Raw genomic sequence first — 24,727 nt, 5'->3', positions numbered from 1 at the left:
GTCTTGCAATCGGGCTTTTTTTCTAAGGAAAAGTTCTAACATTCTATGGGAGTGTTTAAGGGGCGGAAAGCGCTGTGAAATGATGGTAACTTAGTATCTTTTGTTTTTTCATTTAGATTTTTACGTGGTCTTTATAGGCCTCTTTTTACTAAAAATATATAATTAAGTAAGACTTTTAAAACAAGTACCCACTTAAAATAAAAATTTTAGAACATGAATGGAGAGTGAAAATATTCACTATGTTTTTCAAAAAAAGGTATATTTTAAGAGGTTTTGCCTACTATGGACATTTTTTTTTGTAAAAAGACATTTTTTTTTCAAAAAAATTGGATGGGAATGCCTGAAAGGGTTGATTTTTCCTAATCAAATCGTTTATACTAGTGCGTGGGACAGAATAAGACTTAAAACAAGATTTGGATACAGTCAGATACTGCACTTCCTAATCTGCTAGGGACAGGGCTAACCATGGCAGAGAAAGGGGGTAGTGTCTTTGTCTATTTATTAACTAAGGATATGTGTTTGGAATCTTGTGGTCAGTCGGGTTTTGTTATTCCGATCAAAAGGTCGGGCGGAAATAATATCTTAAATACATGAAGAAATAATTCAAAAGAGAATCAGGGGGATTTAATCATGGAAAACTTGATGTACTTGGCGCCTGTATTTGGTGTACTCGCGCTGGTGTTCGCCTTCGTTCTTGCGGGGAAGGTTAACCGTGAAGAAGAAGGAACAGAACGTATGGTAGAGATTGCAACTGCCATCAGAGAAGGTGCAAATGCTTTCTTGAAAGCAGAATACCGTATCTTAGTTATTTTTGCAGTGGTTTTATTTGTTTTGATTGGTTTTGGTGTAGACTGGATGACAGCTGGTTGTTTCGTATTTGGTGCACTCCTTTCTACCCTTGCTGGCTACTTTGGTATGTCAGTTGCTACAAAGGCAAACGTTAGAACTGCAAATGCAGCCAGAGTTGGCGGCATGAACAAAGCCCTTTCTATCGCTTTCAGTGGCGGCGCCGTTATGGGTATGTCCGTAGTTGGCCTTGGTTTGCTTGGTGTTGGCACAATCTATGTATTGACACAAAATGCAAACATTTTATTTGGCTTCGGTTTAGGTGCTTCTTCTATCGCTTTGTTCGGCCGTGTTGGTGGTGGTATTTATACAAAGGCTGCTGACGTTGGTGCTGACTTGGTTGGTAAGGTTGAAGCAGGCATTCCAGAGGATGACCCTCGTAACCCTGCGGTTATTGCTGATAACGTTGGTGATAACGTAGGTGATGTTGCAGGTATGGGTGCCGACCTTTTCGAATCTTATGTTGGTTCCGTTATTTCCGCAATTACGCTGGGTGTTATTTACTTCCAGGTGGAAGGTGCAGTGTTCCCATTGGTTTTGGCGGCTGTTGGTATTTTGGCTTCCATTATCGGTACATTCTTTGTAAAGGGCGATGAAAAATCCAACCCTCATAAAGCACTGAAGGCTGGCTCCTACTCTTCCGCAGTATTGGTTGCCATTGCTTCTTTGGTATTAAGCTATTTATTCTTTGGTGATATGAAAGCCGGTATCGCAATTATTTCCGGTTTGGTCGTAGGCCTTATGATTGGTGTTATCACTGAGGTATATACATCAGGTGATTATAAATCCGTAAAGAAAATTGCGGATCAGTCTGAAACAGGCCCTGCAACAACAATTATCAGCGGTTTGGCTGTTGGTATGGAATCTACAGCAATTCCCGTTATTTTAATTGTAATCGGTATTTTTATTGCCCATGCAGTATCAGGTCTTTACGGTATTGCATTGGCGGCAGTTGGTATGCTTTCCACAACAGGTATTACCGTAGCGGTTGATGCTTATGGCCCCATTGCAGATAATGCAGGCGGTATTGCAGAAATGAGTGGTTTGGATCATTCCGTAAGAAATATTACAGATAAGCTTGACTCTGTTGGTAATACAACAGCAGCCATGGGTAAAGGTTTTGCAATTGGTTCTGCTGCATTGACAGCATTGGCGTTGTTTGTATCCTATGCAGAATCCGTTGGTTTGACAGAAATTTCTATTCTTGAGCCAAGAGTAATCATTGGTATGTTTATTGGTGGTATGCTTCCTTTCCTTTTCTCTGCATTTACAATGCAGTCCGTTGGTAAAGCAGCATTCGAGATGATTGAAGAAGTAAGACGTCAGTTCCGTACAATTCCCGGAATTATGGAAGGAACAGGCAAGCCTGACTACAAGAAATGTGTTGAAATTTCCACAACAGCAGCATTGAAGGAAATGTTGGTTCCAGGTATTATGGCTGTAGCCGCACCTTTGGTTGTTGGTATCCTTTTGGGTACATCCGCTTTGGGCGGTTTGTTGGCTGGTTCTTTGGTGACTGGTGTATTGATGGCTATCTTTATGTCCAATGCAGGTGGTGCATGGGATAATGCGAAGAAATATATTGAAGAAGGCAATCATGGTGGCAAAGGCAGTGAAGCACACAAAGCAGCAGTTGTTGGTGACACTGTAGGTGACCCTTTCAAAGATACTTCCGGCCCTTCCATCAACATTTTGATTAAGCTGATGACAGTTGTGTCTTTGGTATTTGCACCTCTGTTTATGTCAATTGGTAGCATTCTGTAATTAATCATTTAATTTTTATTGGAAAGGTTTGGGAAAAAAGTCCTTTCTCAAATGTATCCTCTGTGGCTTAAATGAGCTTTTTCACAGGGTGGCGACTTTGTCGCCACCCTGTTTTGTATGGTTTTAGTTTAGAAATATAGTCAATTTGTAATTGCACAAGCACTCAGGCATTCTTGGAAAGGATAGGAGAACTGTGGGAATTCGATTTTTTTCTACCCATAAAAAAGGGCATATGCTATAATCGGTAATAAGGGGAGTTGAGAAAATGAAAAAATTTACCGGTTTTTTACCTGAGACAATAGATTTTTTATGGGAGCTTAGAATGAACAACAGCAAGGAATGGATGGATCAAAACAGGGAGCGTTACAAGGGTGTATTAAAAACACCCTTTGACCAATTCTCTGCTGTGATTTCTGAGGGGTTTGCTGAGGCCACAGGGGAAAAAATGGACTGGTCAGTATCTCGAATTAATCGTGACATTCGCTATTCCAAAGATAAAAGTCCTTACCGCTCATGCCGTTGGGTGGTCTTGAAAGAGCAGCTTCTGGCAGGGACGGATTGGAAAATGCGTCCTGCATTTTATTTTGAAGTATCACCTGAGGGCTATAACCATGGTATGGGGGTTTATGAGGCAACCCCTGCCTATCTCAATGCATATCGGGAGAAAATACGAAATAAGCCCATTGATTTTTTGAACATTGTTGGGGAAATTGAAAAGAAGAAAGAATTTATTTTGATGGGTGAGGATTATAAAAAGGTGAATGCCTCGGCGTTACCCAAAGAGATAGGCCCATGGTACATTAAGAAAAATTTTTATGTGAGTGAAACAAAAAATATTGAGGATATCATATTTTCGGAAGCACTGCCGCAGATGATTGTTGAAAAGTGGAAGGATTTAGTTCCTCTATATCGGTATTTGAAAGAAATCAAAAGTGAATAAAAAACAAAAGTTCCCTCGGACATGCAAATCGCCAACCGAAGGAACTTTCTTTTTTATTACCCAAAAGCTTTTGCTAAGGATGCAACGGCATTTGCTTTAATCATTGCTTCGCCATGCTCCAGAAGAAAATATTTCGACAAAGTAGTGGAAATGTGTTTTTGACCGAATTCATCTAAAATAAGTTCAATATAATCGTTGTTTTCATCGGCGGTATATGTATCCGCCTGCAAAACGAGGAAAAATCTTTCATTGCTTTTAAATAATGCACTTTCCCCTCTGTAGCAGTCGTCTAAACGCAGGCTGGCATCAATGGCATCGTCCAATGTTTGGAAAGAGAAAATGAGTATATCCTCACCTTCAAGGTCTTTTGTTTCAACCAAATCTAAGGGTTTCTTTTTCCATTTATGCGCCTCTTTGTTTTTAAACAGCAAATCCATAGGATTTTCACTTTTGTTTTTTTGATCAATTTTTGTGACGATAATCATAATGCCGTCAATACCCACTGGTACGGCCTCAACCATCAGAGGGGTGCTTTCATTAATAAAATCGTATTCATCCAAGGCCTGCTCCATAATATCTCGGAAAAGCTTTTGTGTTTTGTCCGAAGGATTGATCAAATCCTCCAGTTTTAAGTCTCGCTCCACTAAGTCGGCCCTAGTAAGGGTTAACTTTAATTGATTTTCACTTACACGTTCTATTTTCATTTAAATCACTTCCTTATCTTTTCAATTAGAAAAACGGGTCGTGTTTTGAATTCCACTATACTTTTTACTTGAAATATAGTATAGTATAATGAATTGGAGAGAAGATGTAAAGAGGGTAATACCGCCATATTTTATTAATTTTAACAAAGAAGGAGTGATAGCTGTAATGAAAAAGCGGCTTATTCCAATAATATTGACTGTTCTTATTTGGGCAGGTATGTATTATTATTACTTACCTCCGTTAAATATTCATTCTCGTGACAGTTGGGTGTTTATTTTAACGATACTTGTGGTAGGGATTATAATTAACTTTTGGACCATATTTCGCGCGGTTTTTTTGGATAGAACAAGTCCCGAGCGGGCGGCGAACAGGAAAATAATGAAAAAGCTTTTGATCGTTCCTGTGGGACTGGCAATATTTTATGTTGTGGGGACCTTACTCTCCTCGCCTATTATTAGGGCGTCTGCATACAATCGACTTTTGACGGTGGAAACCAGCGATTTCGCGACAGATATTCACGAGGTCGACTATAACAAAATACCCATTTTGGATAGTGATTCTGCCGCAAAGCTTGCGGAGAGAGAAATGGGAAGCATGGTTGATATGGTTTCCCAATATGAAGTAAGCTCCTATTTTAACCAAATAAATTATCAAGGCAAACCTGTAAGGGTTACCCCTCTTCGCTACGGTGATTTGATTAAATGGATCACAAACCGCAATACAGGTCTTCCTGCATATATTCAAATTGATATGACAACACAGAATGTTGATCTGGTTAAGTTGCAGCAGGGGATTAAATACTCTCCTTTTGAGCACTTTGGACGAAACTTATATCGTTATGTTCGATTCCGTTATCCAAATGCAATGATTCGCACCACTAATTTTGAAATTGATGAAAGCGGCGTTCCTTATTGGGTCTGTGCTGTTCAGGATAAAACCATCGGTTTGTTCGGCGGTACGGATATCAAAGGTGCTATAGTGGTTAACGCTGTAACAGGCGAGCATGTTTATTATGATATTGCCGATGTGCCTCGTTGGATTGACAAGGTATATGACGCCAACCTTCTGATTGAACAGTACGACTATTACGGCACCTTGAAGAAAGGCTATCTCAATAGTATCTTTGGTCAAAGAGAGTGCTTGAAGAGCACGGAAGGCTACAATTATATCGCTCTTGATGATGACGTTTGGGTATATACCGGTGTTACCTCCATTGGTGGGGATGAATCCAACGTTGGTTTTGTGCTGATGAATTCCAGAACGAAGGAAACGAAGTACTATCAGGTTTCCGGTGCCAAGGAAATTTCCGCTATGTCTTCTGCGGAAGGTCAGGTTCAGCATTTAGGCTATAACGCTACCTTCCCGATTTTATTGAATATTGCCAACGAGCCAACCTATTTCCTCTCCCTGAAGGATGCAGCAGGTCTGGTTAAGAAATATGCTATGGTGAATATCCAAAAATATCAAATTGTTGCTATTGGGGATACCGTGGCTGAATGTGAAAAGGTATACCGCAATTTAATGACCGGCAACGGGATTAATACGATTGATTCTGGCAAGGCTTTGAAAATTAGTGGCACTATTACCATGATGAAGGATATTGTAGCAGACGGAAACACCTACTATTATTTGATGCTGGATGGCAGTGAACAGCTTTTTGAAATTGAGGTAAAAAATCAGCTGGGGATTTTGAAAAAACAAGCCGGAGATACTATTTCTTTAGAATATGTGGCAGAGCCAAACGGTGTGAATGCTGTTATTGATTTAAAATAAATAATAAAAAGTAAGGAAAGCAGCCACTATTCCATTGGTGGCTGTTTTACTGCGTTTATTATATTTTTCTGAAAAAGTTTCCCTTATGTTGACACTTTAATAGGAAGAATGTAAAATAATAAGATATAATGTGATTCTTATGAGCAAAAGTAGGAATCTCCTAATCCAGCGGAGGTAAATTATGAGCGGTGATAAAAACAGCAATACAAACCCAGGTTCTCGAGGTTTGAACGATAACGAATACTATGAAGATTTATATAACGATCTGCCAAAGGAAGTGGTGGATATTTTAATGCAGACACACCCATTAATGAGTAAGGACGCAGACACAGAAGTCAGTCGCTCTAAAAGACGTCCTTCCAGAGAAGATATTGAGGAGGTTCGGGAGGCAAGAATGCAACAGGTAAGCAGCGAAATCAATGAAATTAGAAAGGCGCCTCAGCAAGAGGGGGACCCTACCAGATATGTTTCACGACGTACAAGAAATAATTATGATCCTTCGGGAGAAGATACGAATAATATGACATCTTCAGGGCATAAAATGGAACAGGACGAGTATGACGATGGCATCCAGTATGTAAGTGTAGTGCCTGCTCGCAAAAAGTCAAAAATGGTGGAAGAAGCTTCTCAGCAAACCTTTGTGCCTGCAAAGCGCAAAAAGTTTAGAAAAGAAGAAAACGCTTTTGAGGATTTTACACCCAATGGCAGAGGTCGCTATGAGGAGCTGGATTTTGCAGAGAAAGCCAAGCAGGAAAACTTAGACAGCCTTTATGATGATTATGATGAAGAAGAGGATTATCGCGGCGGGGTTAGTAAGCTGGGTATAATTTTAGGTATCATTGGGCTAATATTAATTGTGTTCCTGATTTTTAAATGTGTCAGCCTAAGCAGTAAGCTGGAGGAGGCACAGAATCAGGTGACTGCCAATGGAGATTTGAGCAGTAAGTATGAAAAAATCCAGCTTGAAAAAATGCAATTGGAAGAAGAATTGGCAGACTTGAAAGGCACAAACCCAGAAAAAAACACGTCTAGCACAGACAATTCCAATACAAATACCCCTAGTGCAAACAATTCTAGTACAAATAAGCCCAATACAACAAACAACAGCTCAGGGAATAGCACAAATGCATCAGAATATGTTGTGCAGGAGGGTGACACTGCGTGGAGTATTGCCCAGAAGGTATTAGGCAATGGTGCTCAATATCAGAAAATTTTGGATGCAAATAACTTAAAGGAAACAGATACCATCAGCGTTGGAACAAAGCTGAAAATTCCTAGATGATAAAAGATAGGAGAATAGAACATGGAAAACGATCTGCAGAAAAAAACTCTGGCAGAATTGAGAGAGATGGCGAGGGAAATGGATGTTAAGTCCATTTCCTCTCTTAAAAAAAGTGAATTGATTGAAAAGATATCAGAAAAGCAGTCTCAGGCGGAACGTGTTGCCGTTAAGCGTGTGACTGCTTATGGTTTTTCTCTGCAGGAGAATCAGGAGCCGGTGAAAAAACCCGAAACGCCCATTGAGGGGAAAGACGAGGGTTATACCCACAGGGAAAGAGTAGTCCAAAGGGAAGAAAAGGCTACGGTAATGGAAAACAGCGTACCCGGCGAGGGAATACTGGAGGTAATGCCCGATGGGTTTGGCTTCCTTAGAACGCAGAATTTTCTTCCCGGGGCTGGAGATATTTATGTGTCTCCTTCCCAAATTAGAAGGTTTAATCTAAAAACAGGGGACGCAGTGAAAGGAAATATTCGAACAGCTAGGGAGGGCGAGAAGTTTGGTGCCCTTTTATTCGTAAAATCGGTCAACGGAGATTTCCCTGATCAGGCGGCGAAACGCCCCAATTTTGAGGATTTAACACCCATTTACCCTGAAGAAAAGCTGCACTTTGAGGTTAGCCGAGAGGAGCTTTCGGGAAGAATTATCGATCTCTGTGCCCCCATTGGTAAGGGACAAAGAGGAATGATTGTGGCACCTCCTAAGGTGGGTAAAACTGTTCTTTTGACACAAATGGCTAATGCCCTAACAAAAAACCACAAAGAAGTACATCTTATCGTACTTTTGATTGATGAACGCCCTGAAGAAGTAACAGATATTCAGCGCTCCATTGAAGGTGAGAATGTTCAGATAGTATACTCTACCTTTGATGAACAGCCCGAGCACCATAAACGAGTGACGGAGATGGTTTTGGAAAGAGCAAAGCGTCTCGTGGAGCAAGGGAAAGACTTGGTTATTCTGTTAGACAGCTTAACAAGATTGGCCAGAGCCTACAACTTGACCATTCCGCCCAGCGGCAGAACCCTTTCCGGCGGTTTGGATCCCGCGGCATTGTATATGCCAAAGCGTTTCTTCGGTGCTGCCCGAAACATTGAAAATGGGGGCAGCTTAACCATATTGGCAACGGCGCTGGTGGATACGGGAAGTAAAATGGACGAGGTTGTCTTTGAAGAATTTAAGGGTACAGGCAATATGGAATTGGTGCTAGATAGAAGACTTTCTGAGCGGCGTATTTTCCCCGCGGTAGATATTAACAAGTCAGGGACAAGACGAGAAGAGAAGCTTCTGACCGAGCAAGAGTTGGAATGCAACTTTACCCTAAGGAAAATGGCATCTACCATGAGCCAGATGGAGATGGTAGAAGGCTTTTATGATTTGATGAGGAAGACCAAAAATAACCAAGAGTTTATGGAGCGCTTACCCTTCTGGGAAAAGACCTTGGGGCTGTTTGATAAGTGATTTGTTTTTTGGAATTTTTTATTGCAAAGGGAAAGAACTTATGATACACTACTGGTGTTGTCTATAAATAATAAAAATTATTGATCAACAAATTTAAAAAATGAGGTGAAAGAAATGAGAGAAGGAATCCATCCCCAGTACAATCAGATTAAAGTAAGATGTAACTGTGGTAACGAATTTGTAACAGGTTCTACAAAGGAAGAAATCAGAGTCGAAGTTTGCTCTAAGTGTCATCCTTTCTACACAGGCAGCCAGAAGTTGCTTTTGGAAGCTGGCGGTAGAGTAGAAAAATTCAACAAAAAATACGGCAGAAAGTAATTTCTGCAAAATTGAAAGAGAAAAGGGATACTTGCTTTCTCTTTTGAATTTAATGAGAATGAGAAATGTGCAGAGAGTTTATCCCTGCACTTTTTTATTTATTTATTTGAGAAAAAGCTGATTTAAGAATCTTTTAGACGAACAGCTACAACTGTTCACGGTATTTCCTTAGAAAAAAACGTGTATTTGAATTTATTCCTTTGAAATGGACAATAAAAAAAGTACCGTATAGTTTCTTGTACCCATCCTTATATAGATAAAATAGTATAAAAGGTTTTGAGGACCTGTAAAGCCATTTTTCTACACAAATTTGACAATTTCAGGTAAATACAGTTTATAATTCTAAAATAATTTTCAGTTTTCTACCTTTTATGATATAATATTTAATTGCAATATAAATTTACAAACGAAAAGAGTTGATACAGTGTCAAATCATGATATGGAAAAGAGAGTGCGCCCCACAAGCATTGGCGGTCAAGCAATCATTGAGGGTGTTATGATGCGTGGGAAACGAATTTATGCCATGGCAGTGAGAAATCCCGCAGGAGGAATTACCATAGAGAAAAACGAATGGGGTGGAATTGCCAACAAAGGCATATTCAAATATCCTATTTTTCGTGGAATTGGGGCTTTTGTGGATTCCCTGATTACAGGTACAAAAATATTAATGCATTCTGCGGAAATTGCCGGGGAGGATTGGGCGGAGGAAGAGCTTTCTCCCTTTGAAAAGTATTTGCAGAACAAATTCGGCGATAAAATTAACGATATTTTGATTTATTTTAGCGTTACCGTATCTTTAATTTTGGGTATGGGCTTGTTTTTTGTACTTCCTGTATGGCTGGGCAGTTTTTTTAAAACGATTGTACCGGTATGGGCATTAGGCGTTATCGAGGGACTTTTGAGAATCGCCATATTTTTGTTGTATTTATTTTTGATTTCAAGAATGAAAGAAATCAAAAGAGTTTTTCAATACCATGGTGCAGAACATAAGACCATTAACTGTTTTGAAAGTGGTAAGGAATTGACAGTGGAAAACATAATGCCTTGCACACGACTGCACAAGCGTTGCGGAACCAGTTTTTTGCTATTTGTTATGATTATCAGTATGATTGTGTTCTTTTTTGTGCGGACTGACTCTGTGGCATTACGATTGGTTTCTAGGATATTTTTAGTACCCTTTATTGCGGGTATTTCCTATGAAGTCATTCGATGGGCAGGGAAATCCGAAAGCAAGCTTGTTGCAGCAATCAGCTATCCCGGGCTATGTTTACAGAAAATAACAACAGCGGAACCGGATGAATCCCAAATCGAAACTGCAATTGCGGCGATGAAGGGAGTACTGGAAGATGAAGAAGAATAAGACTATTGCCAATGCTTTGCTGGAAGGCAAGCACCGTCTACAGTTGGCAGGTAAAGATAATTATGCCTTCGAAGCAGAACTTTTATTGATGGAAGTATGCCAAATAAGTCGGGTGCAGCTGTTTACTCATGGAGAAAAAATGATTTTGCCTGAAGAAGAAGCTCGATATAATGATTATTTGAATCAAAGAGAATCAAACCGTCCCTTGCAGTATATTTTAGGGCAATGTGAATTTATGGGGTTACCCTTTTATGTTGGAGAGGGGGTATTGATTCCTCGTGGAGATACGGAGCTTTTGGTGGAAACGGTGTTGTCGATGTCCAAGGAGAATAATATACAACAGGTGATTGATTTAGGCACGGGAAGTGGTTGCATCCCCATTTGTCTTGCCCATTATGGAAAGATGAATTGCCTAGGTGTGGATATCAGTCCTAAGGCTTTGTCTTTCGCAAGGAAAAATGCTGAGAAAAATCAAGCTGTGGTGGAGTGGTTGGAAAGCGACCTGTTTGACAAGGTTCCCCCATCGTGGAAGGGAAGCTTTGATGCCATCATCTCCAATCCGCCATACATAGCAAAGGCGGAAATTGGAACGTTGATGCCAGAGGTTCGGGATTTCGAGCCGAAAAATGCATTGGATGGTGGAGAAGATGGTTTAGCATTTTATCAGCGTATTATAAAGGATAGCCGTCACTGGTTAAAAAATGGAGGTTGGCTGTTTTTTGAAATTGGCTACGACCAAGGTAAGGCATTGCTTTCAATGATGATGGAGGCAGGGTTTTCTCAATGCACGTTGCGGAAAGACTTGGCAGGCTTAGATAGAGTTGTTTTTGGAAAATTAAAAGAGAATATAGATGAGGTGTAACCATGTTTGATCGATTGGCGGAGATTGAGAGCAAATACAACGATTTGGCGGATCAGGTAAACGACCCTGAAATGATTGCCAACCAATCGGAATGGCGCAAGCGCATGAAGGAATATAGCGATATGTCCCCTGTGATAGAGGCATATCAGGAATATAAAAAAGTAAAGGCCGCTGTGGAAGAGGGGCTGGAGCTTTTGAACGACAAGCTTGACGAGGATTTTCGTGAGCTGGTAAAAGAGGAATTTGCCCAGAATAAGGAGCGCTTGGAAGAACTGAAGCAGGAAATTACTATTTTGCTTCTGCCCAAGGACCCTAATGATGAAAAGAACGTTATTGTTGAGATCAGAGGTGGTGCCGGTGGAGACGAAGCTGCATTGTTCGCCGGAGATTTATTCCGTATGTATGCCCGCTATGCCGAGGACAGACGATGGAAGGTAGAGTTGATGAATGCCAGTGAAAGTGATTTGGGCGGCTTCAAAGAGGTCTCCTTTATGATAACGGGAAAGGGTGCATATTCCCGCATGAAATATGAAAGTGGTGTGCATCGGGTACAGCGTATTCCTACTACAGAAAGCGGCGGGCGTATTCATACCTCTACGGTAACGGTTGCGGTTATGCCGGAGGCGGAGGAAGTGGACGTTCATATTGATATGAACGAAGTTCGGGTGGATGTATTCCGTGCTTCGGGTAATGGCGGACAGTGCGTAAATACCACAGACTCGGCAGTGCGTATGACCCATTTGCCCACAGGCATTGTGGTTTCCTGCCAGAACGAAAAATCCCAGTTGAAAAACAAGGAACAGGCATTAAAGGTTTTATATGCCCGGGTTTATGAAAGGGAAAGACAGGCTCATGATGCTGCAATTTCTGCAGACCGCCGTTCTCAGGTTGGAACGGGAGACAGAAGTGAACGCATTCGTACCTATAATTTTCCCCAGGGTCGGATTACCGATCATAGAATCGGCTTGACCTTGTATAAGATAGATAGTATATTAGACGGAGATTTGGATGAACTAATGAATGCTTTGATTACCACAGACCGCATGGAAAAAATGCAGGCGGGTGGATTGGAGGAATAAAGAAAGAAGTGAAATTATGAAAGAAATTTGGCAGCTTTTTATTACATTTTGCAGAATTGGAGCCTTTACCTTTGGTGGAGGCTATGCTATGCTGCCCTTATTGCAAAGGGAAGTGGTTACCAAACGAGGATGGGCAACGGAGGATGAAATTCTCGATTATTTTGCCATTGGCCAATGTACCCCAGGTGTTATTTTTGTGAATACAGCTTCTTTTGTAGGTTATAAGCGTAAGGGTGTTTTAGGGGCTATTGCGGCAACAACGGGAAGCGTATTCCCTTCTCTGATTATTATTATGATTATCGCGGCAGTATTAAGGAATTTTGCCCAGTTGGCGGCTGTTCAGCATGCTTTTGGCGCGATTCGTGTGGTTGTAGGCGTCTTAATTGTAAATGCAGTTGTGGGAATGTGGAAAAAATCTGTGGTGGATAAAGTTTGTGCCATAATCGCTGTAGTAGCCTTTTTGCTTTCCGCAATTTTGGAGGTATCGCCTATTTGGATTGTTCTTGGGGCTGGGCTCCTTGGTCTAGCAGCTCCTATCATAAAGGGGGCTGGGGCAAAATGACACAGTGGTTACTTTTATTTTATGAATTCTTTAAGATAGGGTTGTTCTCTGTGGGTGGCGGATTGGCAACTTTGCCATTTTTGTATAAGCTTGCGGATAAATATGACTGGTTTAATACCGGCATGATTGCTGATATGGTGGCAATTTCCGAATCTACACCGGGGCCTTTGGGAGTAAACATGGCAACCTATACAGGGTTTCATTTTGGCGGTGTTTTTGGCGGAATTGTTGCTACCGCTGGTTTGGTTTTTCCTTCCGTTGTAATTATTATCATTATTTCAAAATTTCTTCAAAGATTTCGCAATAATACCCATGTGGAAGATATATTTTATTTATTGAGACCTGCGGTAACGGGATTGATTGGGTCGGCGGGTTTTGGGGTACTGCTTACAGCACTACTTCACGTAAATGAGATTACGGAACTTTCTATGGAAAATTTTCTTGGTTTCATTGGGATAAAGGAATGTATCCTGTTTGTGGTAATGCTTTTTTTGACAAATAAATTTCAAAAGCACCCAGTGGTTTATATCGCAGTGGGGGCGGCAATAGGTATCATATTTGCATTTTGATGCGGAATGAAAGGCTTTTTCCACCCATATGATAGAGTATATGGAATAAGGGGGAAGGTCGAATGAGTCTATGGCTGTCGATTCCTGTGTATTGGGTGCTGCTGTGGGCAGCGAGTAGGCGTAAGAGAGCCTATCCGTTGCCCTTTCGTTTTCTGGAGGGAGCGATATTAGCATATCTTTGTTTCTTGTTTTTGCCTCCTGCTTTTTTGGAAAATTTGGTTTGGGCCGGCTTGGGTGCAATATTGGGAATTACAATGGGCGTTTGGGTAGAAAACAGATTCCCCGACCAGGGGCGAAGTAGAGAGTTTAGAAGTGCCGCAATATTTACAGCGGCTTTTTTATTCGAGGTCTATTCCAATGGGTCATGGACCATGACCAGAGGTATCATTGGAGGTATTGCTCTATATTGTGCCAGCAGTGGATTGTTTCCTGAGGGCATGTCTTTAAAGGAAACTCTTTTTACTGCTTTGGGAGGGATTTTGGGATTTATTTTAGGTGTTGCAATTTGTTTTCTTTAAAAGAGAAGGATATTTGCAAAATTGGGTATGCTTTGATATAGTAAATAAAAAGTGCCGAGAAAAATACAATAGAGAAGGGCATTCCATTAAAGGAGGTTTCTTATGGGGCAAATTGGAATAGAAAAAGAAACATTAAAGATGATGATAAGGGAAAATGTAAAGACACTTTACAGAAAAAATCTTGAAACTGCATCGGCAGAAGAAATTTATCAGGCGGCAGTATTTTCTCTGCGGGATCTGATTACGGACAAATGGATTAAAACCCACGATACTTATAGTGAGAAGAACGCGAAGATTGTTTATTATCTTTCTATGGAATTTTTAATGGGACGTTTTTTGGGAAATGCGTTGATTAATATGGGGATGAATACTGTAATTAAAGAGGTTTTTGCTGAACTTGGCATTGATTATAATACAGTGGAGGAAGCTGAGCCGGATCCCGGTCTTGGCAATGGTGGCCTAGGACGACTGGCTGCATGTTTTTTAGATTCTCTATCTACTTTGGAGTTGCCTGCATATGGCTGCGGTATTCGCTACCATTATGGAATTTTTGAGCAGAAAGTTGAAAATGGATATCAAGTGGAGGCGCCGGATAACTGGCTGGAGGACGGAGACCCTTGGGGGATACGGAGAAATGAGTATGCAGTGGAAATAAAATTTGGCGGGCATGTACGAGCAATGCTGAAAGAAAACGGAGGGTATCGCTTTGTACAAGAGGGTTACCAGTCTGTTATGGCTATTCCCTATGATTATCCTGTGGTGGGATACGGCAATAATACAGTGAACACCTTACGTCTATGGGATGCACGAGCAAAAAACAGAATTGATTTAAAATACTTTAACGAAGGAAACTATCAAAAGGCTGCGGAAGAAGAAACTCTGGCGAAAACCTTAACGGATGTGCTTTATCCTGCGGATGAACATTATCAAGGGAAGGAATTGCGGTTGCGTCAACAGTTTTTCTTTATTTCTGCAACGGTTCAAAGGGTGGTTGCAAGATTCAAAGAAAACCATGGGGATTTTAATTTGTTACCGGAGAAAGTTGCCTTTCAGCTAAACGATACTCATCCTAGCATTGCCGTAGCTGAATTAATGCGGGTTTTGGTGGACGAAAACGATTTACCTTGGGATCAGGCGTGGGAGATTACTCAAAAAGTGTGTGCCTACACAAACCATACCATCATGTCTGAGGCGCTGGAAAAATGGCCATTAGATTTATTCAGTCGTCTATTGCCCCGAATTTATCAAATTGTTGAGGAAATTAACCGCCGTTTTTGCCTTGAACTGACTGAGAAGTACGGAAATAATCCGGAAAAAATTCGTCGCTTGGCTATTATTGCTGATGGACAGATTCGTATGGCATATATGGCCATTGTTGGAAGTCATTCTGTAAATGGCGTTGCAGCTCTTCACACCGAGATATTGAAGAATCAGGAGTTAAAAGATTTTTATAAGTTATACCCCGAAAAATTTAACAATAAGACCAATGGAATTACTCAAAGAAGATGGCTGTTGCATGCAAATCCTCAACTGGCAGAGCTAATTACAGAAAAAATCGGTGATGGCTGGATTACAGATTTGGCGCAACTGGAGAAAATCTTGCCATATGTAGAGGATGAAGAATTTCAAAAGAGATTTATGGAAATTAAACGAGCAAATAAGGTTGCTTTGGCGAAATATATAAAATCTGCAAAAGGAATTGATATCAATCCTGACAGTATTTTTGATATTCAAGTGAAGCGACTGCATGAGTATAAGCGCCAGCTTTTGAACGTTCTGCATATTATTGGGCTTTATAACAAATTGAAGATGAATCCCGGATTGGATATGGTACCAAGAACCTATATTTTTGGAGCAAAGGCAGCAGCGGGATACCGCAGAGCAAAACTAATTATAAAGCTTATCAACAGCGTTGGGGACGTGGTGAATAACGATGAAAGCATTTGTGGCAAGATTAAGGTTGTTTTCTTGGAAAATTACCGTGTCTCTTTGGCTGAACGGTTAATTCCTGCGGCGGATGTCAGTGAGCAGATTTCTACAGCAGGCAAAGAAGCTTCAGGAACTGGTAATATGAAGTTTATGCTAAACGGGGCATTGACTGTAGGGACAATGGACGGTGCAAATGTTGAGATTTTCGACGAGGTTGGAGAAGAAAATATCTTTATATTTGGCATGAGTGCTGAAGAGGTGCAGGAAAAATATAATGGTGAATATGATCCATGGAGTGTTTATAATATGAATCAAGAGGTTCGTATGGCAATGACTGCCTTGATTGACGGCACATTTTCCAATGATACCTGTCTTTTTAGGGAATTGTACGATGCACTGCTGAATGGATTTGGTGGAAGCAAAGCGGATGAGTATTTTGTACTTGAGGATTATGCTGATTATCAACGGGCTCAAATGGCTGTGGACTATGCTTATCGAGACAAGGAACGATGGGCAAGGATGGCAATTTATAACACAGCCAAAAGTGGCAAATTTTCCAGTGACCGTACGATTAAAGAATATGCCAAAGAGATTTGGAGTTTACCTTCGGTTCCAATTGAGTTTTAAAATGAACTTCCGCTTTTCATAAGCGGAAGTTTTTGTTATGGAAAAGAAAACTACGGTTTAGAAGTGGTTCAAAAAAGCCTACGGCGAAGAGATGATAAAAAAACTCCCTTCATTATAATTAAATTTGTAGTAAGCAAACTGCAAAGAAAATAATAATGAAGGGAGTTTTAATGTTGTTTGAAAAACAAATCGTATATCCCATCAAAAGTGGAATTGCAAATGAAACATTGTGTTTGTACATTATAAAGGGGATATAAATACTTGTGGAATGGGTAGTGCATGGATAATTCCATGAATGCCCATTAAGACATAAAACTACAATATTAGAGTTAATTTTCTTGATCTTAATAAAGGATTAAGAATTGAAATAGGGGAAAGGTGGGACATTTTCCGCAAAGTTTATTGTATGCCAGAACTACTTACTTTCAGAAAGATGAGATATCGTAAACCTAATAAAATCAAGGGTTCTATCGAGTTTTTTAAAGAAAACACTGTGGTTTATTTATAAATATTTAGAATTGTTTTTATTATTCAAATACTATAATTAGACGACATTTTGTCGAATTATAGGACATAATGCGGTAGATTGAGTGTTCACAACGAATTTTTTGTGCTATAGTTGGATTGCAAAAAACAAGGAGGGAATGTAATATGAAACGTAAATTTGGTAAAGGTTGTATTGTAGCTGTATGTTTGGGTCTTGCACTCGCATTTAGTGGTTGTACTAAGAAAGAGGAAGCTCCTGAGGCACCTGCACAGGAAACACCTGCTGAAGGCGAAGCACCTGCTGATGCAACAGCACCTGCTGATGAAGCAACACCTGCTGAAGGCGAAGCACCTGCTGATGCAACAGCACCTGCTGCTGATGCTACAGCACCTGCTGCAGACGCAGCTGCACCTGCTGATGCAGCACCCGCAACACCTGCTCAATAAGAAGCGCTTAAAAAACAAGGCATCCCGATTACGGGGTGCCTTGTTTTTTACGGTATATGAAATTAAAAAGGGAAAATTGTAAAAAAGTGTTGACAAGTTTAAATTATTCTGTATAATAAGAAAAGTCACTGCGAAATGCAGTTGAAAAAGGCAACATAATTAAGGCGAATTAAGCAAATGATTCGAAGAAAAGAAAGAAAAAACTTTGAGAAAATGCTTGACAAGCCATAATGAATATGTTAAGATAATCTTCGCTGACAACGAAAAAAACGTCGGCAAAAAACAATTGATCCTTGAAAACTAAACAGTAGAGATACAAACACACAACCCATAGTCAATTCAGCTTTTTCCGCTTTGCGGAACAAGCAAAAGAAGACAAAGAGTTTACCGATTTCGAAAAAATTGGAAAGTAAGCCAGACATTAAGACTGGCAGGACAAAACTTTAATATAAGAGTTTGATCCTGGCTCAGGATGAACGCTGGCGGCGTGCTTAACACATGCAAGTCGAGCGGAAATATGTAATCGGAGAGCTTCGGCAGGAAGATTACATATTTTAGCGGCGGACGGGTGAGTAACGTGTGGGCAACCTGCCCTGTACTGTGGAATAATCACTGGAAACGGTGACTAATACCGCATGTCATTGCGAGAGGGCATCCTCTTGCAAGAAAAGGATTTATTCGGTACAGGATGGGCCCGCATCTGATTAGCTAGTTGGTGAGATAACAGCCCACCAAGGCAACGATCAGTAGCCGACCTGAGAGGGTGATCGGCCACATTGGGACTGAGACACGGCCCAAACTCCTACGGGAGGCAGCAGTGGGGAATATTGCACAATGGGCGAAAGCCTGATGCAGCAACGCCGCGTGAAGGAAGAAGGGTTTCGGCTCGTAAACTTCTATCAACAGGGACGAAAAAAATGACGGTACCTGAATAAGAAGCCCCGGCTAACTACGTGCCAGCAGCCGCGGTAATACGTAGGGGGCAAGCGTTATCCGGAATTACTGGGTGTAAAGGGAGAGTAGGCGGCATGGTAAGTTAGATGTGAAAGCCCGAGGCTTAACCTCGGGATTGCATTTAAAACTATCAAGCTAGAGTACAGGAGAGGTAAGTGGAATTCCTAGTGTAGCGGTGAAATGCGTAGATATTAGGAAGAACACCAGTGGCGAAGGCGACTTACTGGACTGAAACTGACGCTGAGGCTCGAAAGCGTGGGGAGCGAACAGGATTAGATACCCTGGTAGTCCACGCCGTAAACGATGAGTGCTAGGTGTCGGGGGGGAACCCTCGGTGCCGCAGCTAACGCAATAAGCACTCCACCTGGGGAGTACGATCGCAAGATTGAAACTCAAAGGAATTGACGGGGGCCCGCACAAGCGGTGGAGCATGTGGTTTAATTCGAAGCAACGCGAAGAACCTTACCAAGGCTTGACATCCCTCTGACCGGTGTAGAGATACACCTTCTCTTCGGAGCAGAGGTGACAGGTGGTGCATGGTTGTCGTCAGCTCGTGTCGTGAGATGTTGGGTTAAGTCCCGCAACGAGCGCAACCCCTATTCTTAGTAGCCATCATTCAGTTGGGCACTCTAGGGAGACTGCCGTGGATAACACGGAGGAAGGTGGGGATGACGTCAAATCATCATGCCCCTTATGTCTTGGGCTACACACGTGCTACAATGGCTGGTAACAAAGTGACGCAAAACGGCGACGTCGAGCAAATCACAAAAACCCAGTCCCAGTTCGGATTGTAGTCTGCAACTCGACTACATGAAGCTGGAATCGCTAGTAATCGCGAATCAGAATGTCGCGGTGAATACGTTCCCGGGCCTTGTACACACCGCCCGTCACACCATGGGAGTTGGAAGCACCCGAAGTCGGTGACCTGACCGTAAGGAAGGAGCCGCCGAAGGTGAAGCCAGCGACTGGGGTGAAGTCGTAACAAGGTAGCCGTATCGGAAGGTGCGGCTGGATCACCTCCTTTCTATGGAGTATTGGTTGTTAATGTATACTACTGTTTGGTTTTGAAGGATCAAACCTTCAAACACACAAATCTTCGGTGATGATGCGCTTAGGGGACACACCCGTTCCCATTCCGAACACGACGGTTAAGACCTGAGCGGTCGATGATACTTGGTGGGAAGCTGCCTGGGAAAGTAGATGGTTGCCGAAGTCCTATGGGCTCATAGCTCAGCCGGTTAGAGCGCACGCCTGATAAGCGTGAGGTCGGTGGTTCGAGTCCACTTGAGCCCATTTTGAGTGTGTTATAGTTGAATAAGGGGAATTAGCTCAGCTGGGAGAGCACCTGCCTTGCAAGCAGGGGGTCACGAGTTCGAATCTCGTATTCTCCATTTACCGGCTCCAATGAGTCGGGATGCACCTTGAAAACTGAATACAAGAAAAAAGAGTCAATCGAGAAAAAGTAAAATTTTCTTTATAAATAAAAGTAACAAAGTGTTGGCAGACGATGTCAACAAAACCGTAGTATCGCTACTACGAAACATTCCAAAGAACAAGCTATTGTTTTGAATTTATTCAAAGCAAAAAACTGGTCAAGCAAGAAAGAGCACAAGGAGAATGCCTTGGCACTAGGAGCCGATGAAAGACGTGATAAGCTGCGATAAGCTTCGGGGAGGCGCAAATAGCCATCGATCCGGAGATTTCTGAATGGGGAAACCTACTTGAGCAAACCTCAAGTATCCATACGTAAATACATAGCGTATGGAAGGGAACGCTGTGAACTGAAACATCTAAGTAGCAGCAGGAGGAGAAAGAAAACTCGATTTCCTAAGTAGCGGCGAGCGAAAGGGAAAGAGGCCAAACCGAAGGACCTAGTTCTTCGGGGTTGCGGACTGTATAAGGTATTGGCAAGAGATAGTCGAACTGTTTTGGGAAAGCAGACCAAAGACGGTGAAAGTCCGGTAGACGAAATTTTGAGCCAGCTGACAGAATCCAGAGTACCACGGGACACGAGAAACCCTGTGGGAAGCCGGGGGGACCACCCCCCAAGCCTAAATACTCCCTAGTGACCGATAGTGAAGCAGTACTGTGAAGGAAAGGTGAAAAGAACCCCGGGAGGGGAGTGAAAGAGAACCTGAAACCTTGTGCTTACAAACAGTCAGAGGGCTTTGTGCCTGATGGCGTACTTTTTGTAGAACGGTCCGGCGAGTTACTAATGCTAGCAAGGTTAAGTGGTCAGAAGCCACGGAGCCGAAGGGAAACCAAGTCTGAATAGGGCGTATAGTTAGTATTAGTAGACCCGAAACCGGGTGACCTATCCATGTCCAGGTTGAAGGAGCCGTAAAAGGCTTTGGAGGACCGAACACACATCTGTTGAAAAAGGTGGTGATGAGGTGTGGATAGCGGAGAAATTCCAATCGAACTCGGAGATAGCTGGTTCTCCTCGAAATAGCTTTAGGGCTAGCCTCGAGAGGAGTCTAACGGAGGTAAAGCACTGAACTGACGCGGGGCCCAAAAAGGTTACCAACTCATATCAAACTAAGAATGCCGTAGAGATACCCTCGGGAGTCAGTCTGCGTGAGATAAGTCGCGTGGACAAAAGGGAAAGAGCCCAGACCGACAGCTAAGGTCCCAAAGTACGTGTTAAGTGGAAAAGGATGTGGGATTTCATAGACAACTAGGATGTTGGCTTAGAAGCAGCCACTCATTTAAAGAGTGCGTAATAGCTCACTAGTCGAGAAAACCTGCGCCGAAAATGTAACGGGGCTAAAACACGTCACCGAAGCTACGGATTTCCTACGAAGAGTAGGAAGTGGTAGAGGAGCATCCTGCAAGGACGAAGCCAAAGTGAAAACAATGGTGGACGAAACAGGAGAGAGAATGCCGGAATGAGTAGCGAGATACATGTGAGAAACATGTAGGCCGAATATCTAAGGTTTCCTGAGTAAAGCTAATCTTCTCAGGGTTAGTCGGGGCCTAAGGCGAGGACGAAAGTCGTAGTCGATGGACAACAGGTTGATATTCCTGTACTACGTATAATCAGAACTGTGGGGACGCAGGAGGATAGGAAAACCGGGGAATGGAAATACCCGGCTAAGCACAAAGTCAAGGGAGATAGGCAAATCCGTTTTCTGATGATGAAGTGCGATGGGGACTGAAAAAAAGTAGGGAAGTTTCCGAATCCACACTGCCAAGAAAAGCCGCTATTGTATTATACGTACCCGTACCGTAAACCGACACAGGTAGATGAGGAGAAAATCCACAGGCCGACGGGAGAAGTGTTGTTAAGGAACTCGGCAAAATAACCCCGTAACTTAGGGATAAGGGGAGCCACGAAAGTGGCCGCAGAAAAGAGGCTCAAGCGACTGTTTAGCAAAAACATAGGTCTATGCGAAACCGTAAGGTGATGTATATGGGCTGACACCTGCCCGGTGCTGGAAGGTTAAGAGGAGAGGTTAGCGTAAGCGAAGCTTTGAATTCAAGCCCCAGTAAACGGCGGCCGTAACTATAACGGTCCTAAGGTAGCGAAATTCCTTGTCAGGTAAGTTCTGACCCGCACGAAAGGTGTAACGATTTGAGCACTGTCTCGACAACACGCCCGGTGAAATTGAAGAACCAGTGAAGATACTGGTTACCCGCAACAGGACGGAAAGACCCCATGGAGCTTTACTGCAGCCTGATACTGGGATTCGATGATATATGTACAGGATAGGAGGGAGGCTATGAAGCCAGGACGCTAGTCTTGGTGGAGCCGCCGGTGGGATACCTCTCTTATGTCATTGGATTTCTAACCCATGTCCATTATCTGGATAGGGGACAATGTCAGGCGGGCAGTTTGACTGGGGCGGTCGCCTCCTAAAAGGTAACGGAGGCGCTCGAAGGTCACCTCAGAATGATTGGAAACCATTCAAAGAGTGTAAAGGCAAAAGGTGGCTTGACTGCGACAGCGACGGCTGGAGCAGGTACGAAAGTAGGACTTAGTGATCCGGTGGTAATAAGTGGGAATGCCATCGCTCAACGGATAAAAGCTACCCTGGGGATAACAGGCTTATCTCCCCCAAGAGTTCACATCGACGGGGAGGTTTGGCACCTCGATGTCGGCTCATCGCATCCTGGGGCTGAAGTAGGTCCCAAGGGTTGGGCTGTTCGCCCATTAAAGCGGTACGCGAGCTGGGTTCAGAACGTCGTGAGACAGTTCGGTCCCTATCCGTTGTGGGCGCTGGAAATTTGAGAGGAGCTGTCCTTAGTACGAGAGGACCGGGATGGACGTACCTCTGGTGTACCGGTTGCAGACCAACTGCACAGCCGGGTAGCTATGTATGGAACGGATAAACGCTGAAGGCATCTAAGCGTGAAGCCGCCCTCAAGATAAGATTTCCCATTCTTCGGAAGTAAGGTCCCTTGAAGATAACGAGGTAGATAGGTTGGAGGTGTAAGCATGGTAACATGTTCAGCTGACCAATACTAATAGACCGAGGGCTTGACCAATAATTCGATTGATGATAAAATGTCTTGTATTCAGTTTTGAAGGTGTATCTTCGCTTTGCGAAATACCTTATAGGGGTATAGTTCAGTCGGTAGAACGTTGGTCTCCAAAACCAAATGTCGAGGGTTCGAGTCCTTCTGCCCCTGTCATTTAATAATTTATCCAGCAACCATATTCTAATGTGGCTTAGTAGCTCAGTTGGTTAGAGCGCCGGCCTGTCACGCCGGAGGTCGAGGGTTCGAGCCCCTTCTGAGTCGTTTATGGGAGTTTAGCTCAGCTGGGAGAGCATCTGCCTTACAAGCAGAGGGTCACAGGTTCGAGCCCTGTAACTCCCATATTTAAACCACTTCTTAAATTTAAGAAGTGGTTTTTACTTTTATTCAAAATGAGAAATAAGTTCATCATATTAAAATAGGAGAAGGAAATGAAGTCAAATTGTGATACATGTCTATACTTTAGTTATGACGAAGTATATGATGAATATTATTGCCAAGTGAATTTAGATGAAGATGAAATGGAACGATTCTTGAGGGACGAAAATAGTGAATGTCCCTATTATCGTTTGGAAAATGAATATAAAACGGTTCAAAAGCAAATCTGAGGGGAAAAGAAATGTTGTTGGAATGGTTAAATATAGATTTTCTCAGTGGCAAAATGGATAGAAGTCCATGAAATAATGGATTTAGGATGTTTTAGCTTTTGGTCCAGAACGGATCATGAGCTTTCTTTGGTTTGCCCCACGGCTCTATTACCAAAAGACGCTGAGGTACGTGAAGACGGATGGTGCTGTTTTCGTATTGTGGGTCAAATGGAATTTTCCATGGTAGGAATTTTGGCAAAAATATCAGCATGTTTAGCGGAAAGAGAAGGATATAGCTTTGGGGAAAGGATGTAGCATAGTTATCCTATTATAATGAACGACAATATTATTATAAGAAAAGATTTCTAAGTCTCTATGAGGAAAGATCATCATCAAAAGCATATTTTAAAGATTATCCTAAGCCTGAAAATTTGGGCTTATTTTTTTGCCTGAAATTTTAGAGCAAACTTTTCCAGATTTTTTATAATTCCTAAATTTACCTTTTCTTTTGTCTTGCTATTTTTGGAGAAATTTGTATACTTTTATATAGAGAGGTAACAATTTGTCATCATAAAATAATTGCACAGAGAGGTAAATAGTTTTGAATGAAGTTGTAAAAGATTGGGCAAATGTAATTGTTAGGGCAGCAATTATCATAATGATATTATTTTTCTTTTTATGGCCAGTGAAACTAGAGGGAAGTTCTATGGATCCTACCTTAAATGATGGTGATATTATCTGTATGAGCCGCTTTTTCGTTCAGATGGGATGGTATGAAAAAGGTGATATTATCGTTTTTCAGTACAATGATAGCGGAAAGGAGAAAACAGTTTTAAAGAGGATTGTGGCTACTGAGGGGGATCATATTAGACTGCTTCCTGATGGCTCCGTTGAAATTAATGGTAAAATACTGGAAGAGGATTATATAGACGAACCTACCAAGGGTATTGTGGATATGACAATACCGCAAGGTACCGTGTTTGTTTTGGGTGATAATCGAGATTTAAGTTATGATAGCCGCCAAATGGGTGTGATTTCCTGTGATGATTTGACAGGAAAGGCTGTATTTCGCTGGTTTCCTATTTCGGAATTGAGCTGCTTTTAAAACCAGAAGTACTTTTGCTTTGGTTTTTCATCAGAGAAATAAAATATGAAGTTCAAAGAGAGATTAGAAATAAGATTTTT

General features: G+C 42.0%; 18 protein-coding genes, 5 tRNA genes and 3 rRNA genes. 25 read left to right on the top strand and 1 reads right to left on the bottom strand.

The window, feature by feature from the left end:
* The first annotated feature begins 630 nt into the window (after positions 1–630).
* The gene (locus tag CPRO_RS14130) at positions 631–2,610 is read left to right on the top strand and encodes a sodium-translocating pyrophosphatase (RefSeq protein WP_066053235.1); all 1,980 of its coding nucleotides are present in this window, start codon (positions 631–633) and stop codon (positions 2,608–2,610) included.
* A 265-nt stretch (positions 2,611–2,875) separates the two neighbouring features.
* The gene (locus tag CPRO_RS14125; RefSeq protein WP_066053232.1) at positions 2,876–3,550 is read left to right on the top strand and encodes a DUF2461 domain-containing protein; all 675 of its coding nucleotides are present in this window, start codon (positions 2,876–2,878) and stop codon (positions 3,548–3,550) included.
* 56 nt (positions 3,551–3,606) lie between these two features.
* On the opposite strand, the gene CPRO_RS14120 is transcribed toward CPRO_RS14125, so the two are convergent.
* Positions 3,607–4,254 (bottom strand): adaptor protein MecA, encoded by a 648-nt coding sequence (locus CPRO_RS14120; RefSeq protein WP_066053229.1) that lies wholly within the window; start codon positions 4,252–4,254, stop codon positions 3,607–3,609.
* Positions 4,255–4,420: 166 nt separating this feature from the next.
* On the opposite strand from CPRO_RS14120, the gene CPRO_RS14115 reads away from it, so the two are divergent.
* The 23 genes from CPRO_RS14115 (at position 4,421) to lepB (ending at position 24,647) form a co-directional block, all read left to right on the top strand.
* The gene (locus tag CPRO_RS14115; RefSeq protein ID WP_066053226.1) at positions 4,421–6,028 is read left to right on the top strand and encodes a hypothetical protein; all 1,608 of its coding nucleotides are present in this window, start codon (positions 4,421–4,423) and stop codon (positions 6,026–6,028) included.
* Between the two features lie 181 nt (positions 6,029–6,209).
* The gene (locus tag CPRO_RS14110) at positions 6,210–7,310 is read left to right on the top strand and encodes a LysM peptidoglycan-binding domain-containing protein (RefSeq protein WP_066053223.1); all 1,101 of its coding nucleotides are present in this window, start codon (positions 6,210–6,212) and stop codon (positions 7,308–7,310) included.
* Positions 7,311–7,331: 21 nt separating this feature from the next.
* Entirely contained in the window at positions 7,332–8,765 is a 1,434-nt protein-coding gene (rho, locus tag CPRO_RS14105) for a transcription termination factor Rho (protein ID WP_066053220.1), read from the top strand.
* Between the two features lie 114 nt (positions 8,766–8,879).
* A complete protein-coding gene (gene rpmE / locus CPRO_RS14100; RefSeq protein WP_066053217.1) occupies positions 8,880–9,083 on the top strand; it encodes a 50S ribosomal protein L31 in 204 nt (67 codons plus the stop codon).
* A gap of 424 nt (positions 9,084–9,507) precedes the next feature.
* The gene (locus CPRO_RS14095; RefSeq protein WP_236782359.1) at positions 9,508–10,443 is read left to right on the top strand and encodes a DUF1385 domain-containing protein; all 936 of its coding nucleotides are present in this window, start codon (positions 9,508–9,510) and stop codon (positions 10,441–10,443) included.
* On the top strand, positions 10,430–11,305 hold the full coding sequence (gene prmC, locus CPRO_RS14090) for a peptide chain release factor N(5)-glutamine methyltransferase (protein ID WP_066053214.1): 876 nt from the start codon (positions 10,430–10,432) through the stop codon (positions 11,303–11,305). The genes CPRO_RS14095 and prmC overlap by 14 nt, the downstream gene beginning before the upstream one ends.
* A gap of 2 nt (positions 11,306–11,307) precedes the next feature.
* Positions 11,308–12,384 carry a peptide chain release factor 1 gene (gene prfA / locus CPRO_RS14085; protein WP_066053211.1) on the top strand — a complete coding sequence of 359 codons (1,077 nt, stop codon included), beginning with the start codon at positions 11,308–11,310 and terminating at the stop codon, positions 12,382–12,384.
* Between the two features lie 16 nt (positions 12,385–12,400).
* A complete protein-coding gene (locus CPRO_RS14080; RefSeq protein ID WP_066053209.1) occupies positions 12,401–12,946 on the top strand; it encodes a chromate transporter in 546 nt (181 codons plus the stop codon).
* On the top strand, positions 12,943–13,515 hold the full coding sequence (locus tag CPRO_RS14075; protein ID WP_066053206.1) for a chromate transporter: 573 nt from the start codon (positions 12,943–12,945) through the stop codon (positions 13,513–13,515). The genes CPRO_RS14080 and CPRO_RS14075 overlap by 4 nt, the downstream gene beginning before the upstream one ends.
* A gap of 62 nt (positions 13,516–13,577) precedes the next feature.
* Complete coding sequence (locus CPRO_RS14070; RefSeq protein ID WP_066053203.1) at positions 13,578–14,033, top strand: hypothetical protein; 456 nt, start codon at positions 13,578–13,580, stop codon at positions 14,031–14,033.
* Positions 14,034–14,135: 102 nt separating this feature from the next.
* Positions 14,136–16,589 carry a glycogen/starch/alpha-glucan phosphorylase gene (locus CPRO_RS14065; RefSeq protein ID WP_066053200.1) on the top strand — a complete coding sequence of 818 codons (2,454 nt, stop codon included), beginning with the start codon at positions 14,136–14,138 and terminating at the stop codon, positions 16,587–16,589.
* Positions 16,590–17,240: 651 nt separating this feature from the next.
* Positions 17,241–17,522: a hypothetical protein gene (locus CPRO_RS14060; protein WP_066053198.1), complete on the top strand. Its 282-nt coding sequence runs from the start codon at positions 17,241–17,243 to the stop codon at positions 17,520–17,522.
* 444 nt (positions 17,523–17,966) lie between these two features.
* A 16S ribosomal RNA gene (locus CPRO_RS14055) occupies positions 17,967–19,500 on the top strand.
* A 71-nt stretch (positions 19,501–19,571) separates the two neighbouring features.
* A 5S ribosomal RNA gene (rrf, locus tag CPRO_RS14050) occupies positions 19,572–19,689 on the top strand.
* Between the two features lie 6 nt (positions 19,690–19,695).
* Positions 19,696–19,769 (top strand) — tRNA-Ile (locus tag CPRO_RS14045).
* A gap of 25 nt (positions 19,770–19,794) precedes the next feature.
* A tRNA-Ala gene (locus CPRO_RS14040) sits at positions 19,795–19,867 on the top strand.
* Positions 19,868–20,066: 199 nt separating this feature from the next.
* Positions 20,067–22,964 (top strand): 23S ribosomal RNA (locus tag CPRO_RS14035).
* Together the 16S, 23S and 5S rRNA genes with 5 tRNA genes alongside form the textbook arrangement of a ribosomal RNA operon.
* A gap of 71 nt (positions 22,965–23,035) precedes the next feature.
* A tRNA-Trp gene (locus CPRO_RS14030) sits at positions 23,036–23,108 on the top strand.
* 37 nt (positions 23,109–23,145) lie between these two features.
* A tRNA-Asp gene (locus CPRO_RS14025) sits at positions 23,146–23,219 on the top strand.
* Positions 23,220–23,224: 5 nt separating this feature from the next.
* Positions 23,225–23,297: transfer RNA gene (locus CPRO_RS14020), tRNA-Val, on the top strand.
* Between the two features lie 89 nt (positions 23,298–23,386).
* A complete protein-coding gene (locus CPRO_RS15630; RefSeq protein WP_200777689.1) occupies positions 23,387–23,563 on the top strand; it encodes a DUF6472 family protein in 177 nt (58 codons plus the stop codon).
* A gap of 75 nt (positions 23,564–23,638) precedes the next feature.
* The gene (locus CPRO_RS14015) at positions 23,639–23,857 is read left to right on the top strand and encodes an ACT domain-containing protein (RefSeq protein WP_066053195.1); all 219 of its coding nucleotides are present in this window, start codon (positions 23,639–23,641) and stop codon (positions 23,855–23,857) included.
* Between the two features lie 286 nt (positions 23,858–24,143).
* Positions 24,144–24,647, top strand: a complete 504-nt coding sequence (gene lepB, locus CPRO_RS14010; RefSeq protein WP_066053192.1) for a signal peptidase I — start codon at positions 24,144–24,146, stop codon at positions 24,645–24,647.
* Positions 24,648–24,727 lie beyond the last annotated feature (80 nt).

It is taken from the genome of Anaerotignum propionicum DSM 1682, from assembly GCF_001561955.1.
GTDB classification, from domain to species: Bacteria; Bacillota; Clostridia; order Lachnospirales; family Anaerotignaceae; genus Chakrabartyella; species Chakrabartyella propionicum.
This window is presented reverse-complemented; position numbering and strand designations above follow the sequence as displayed.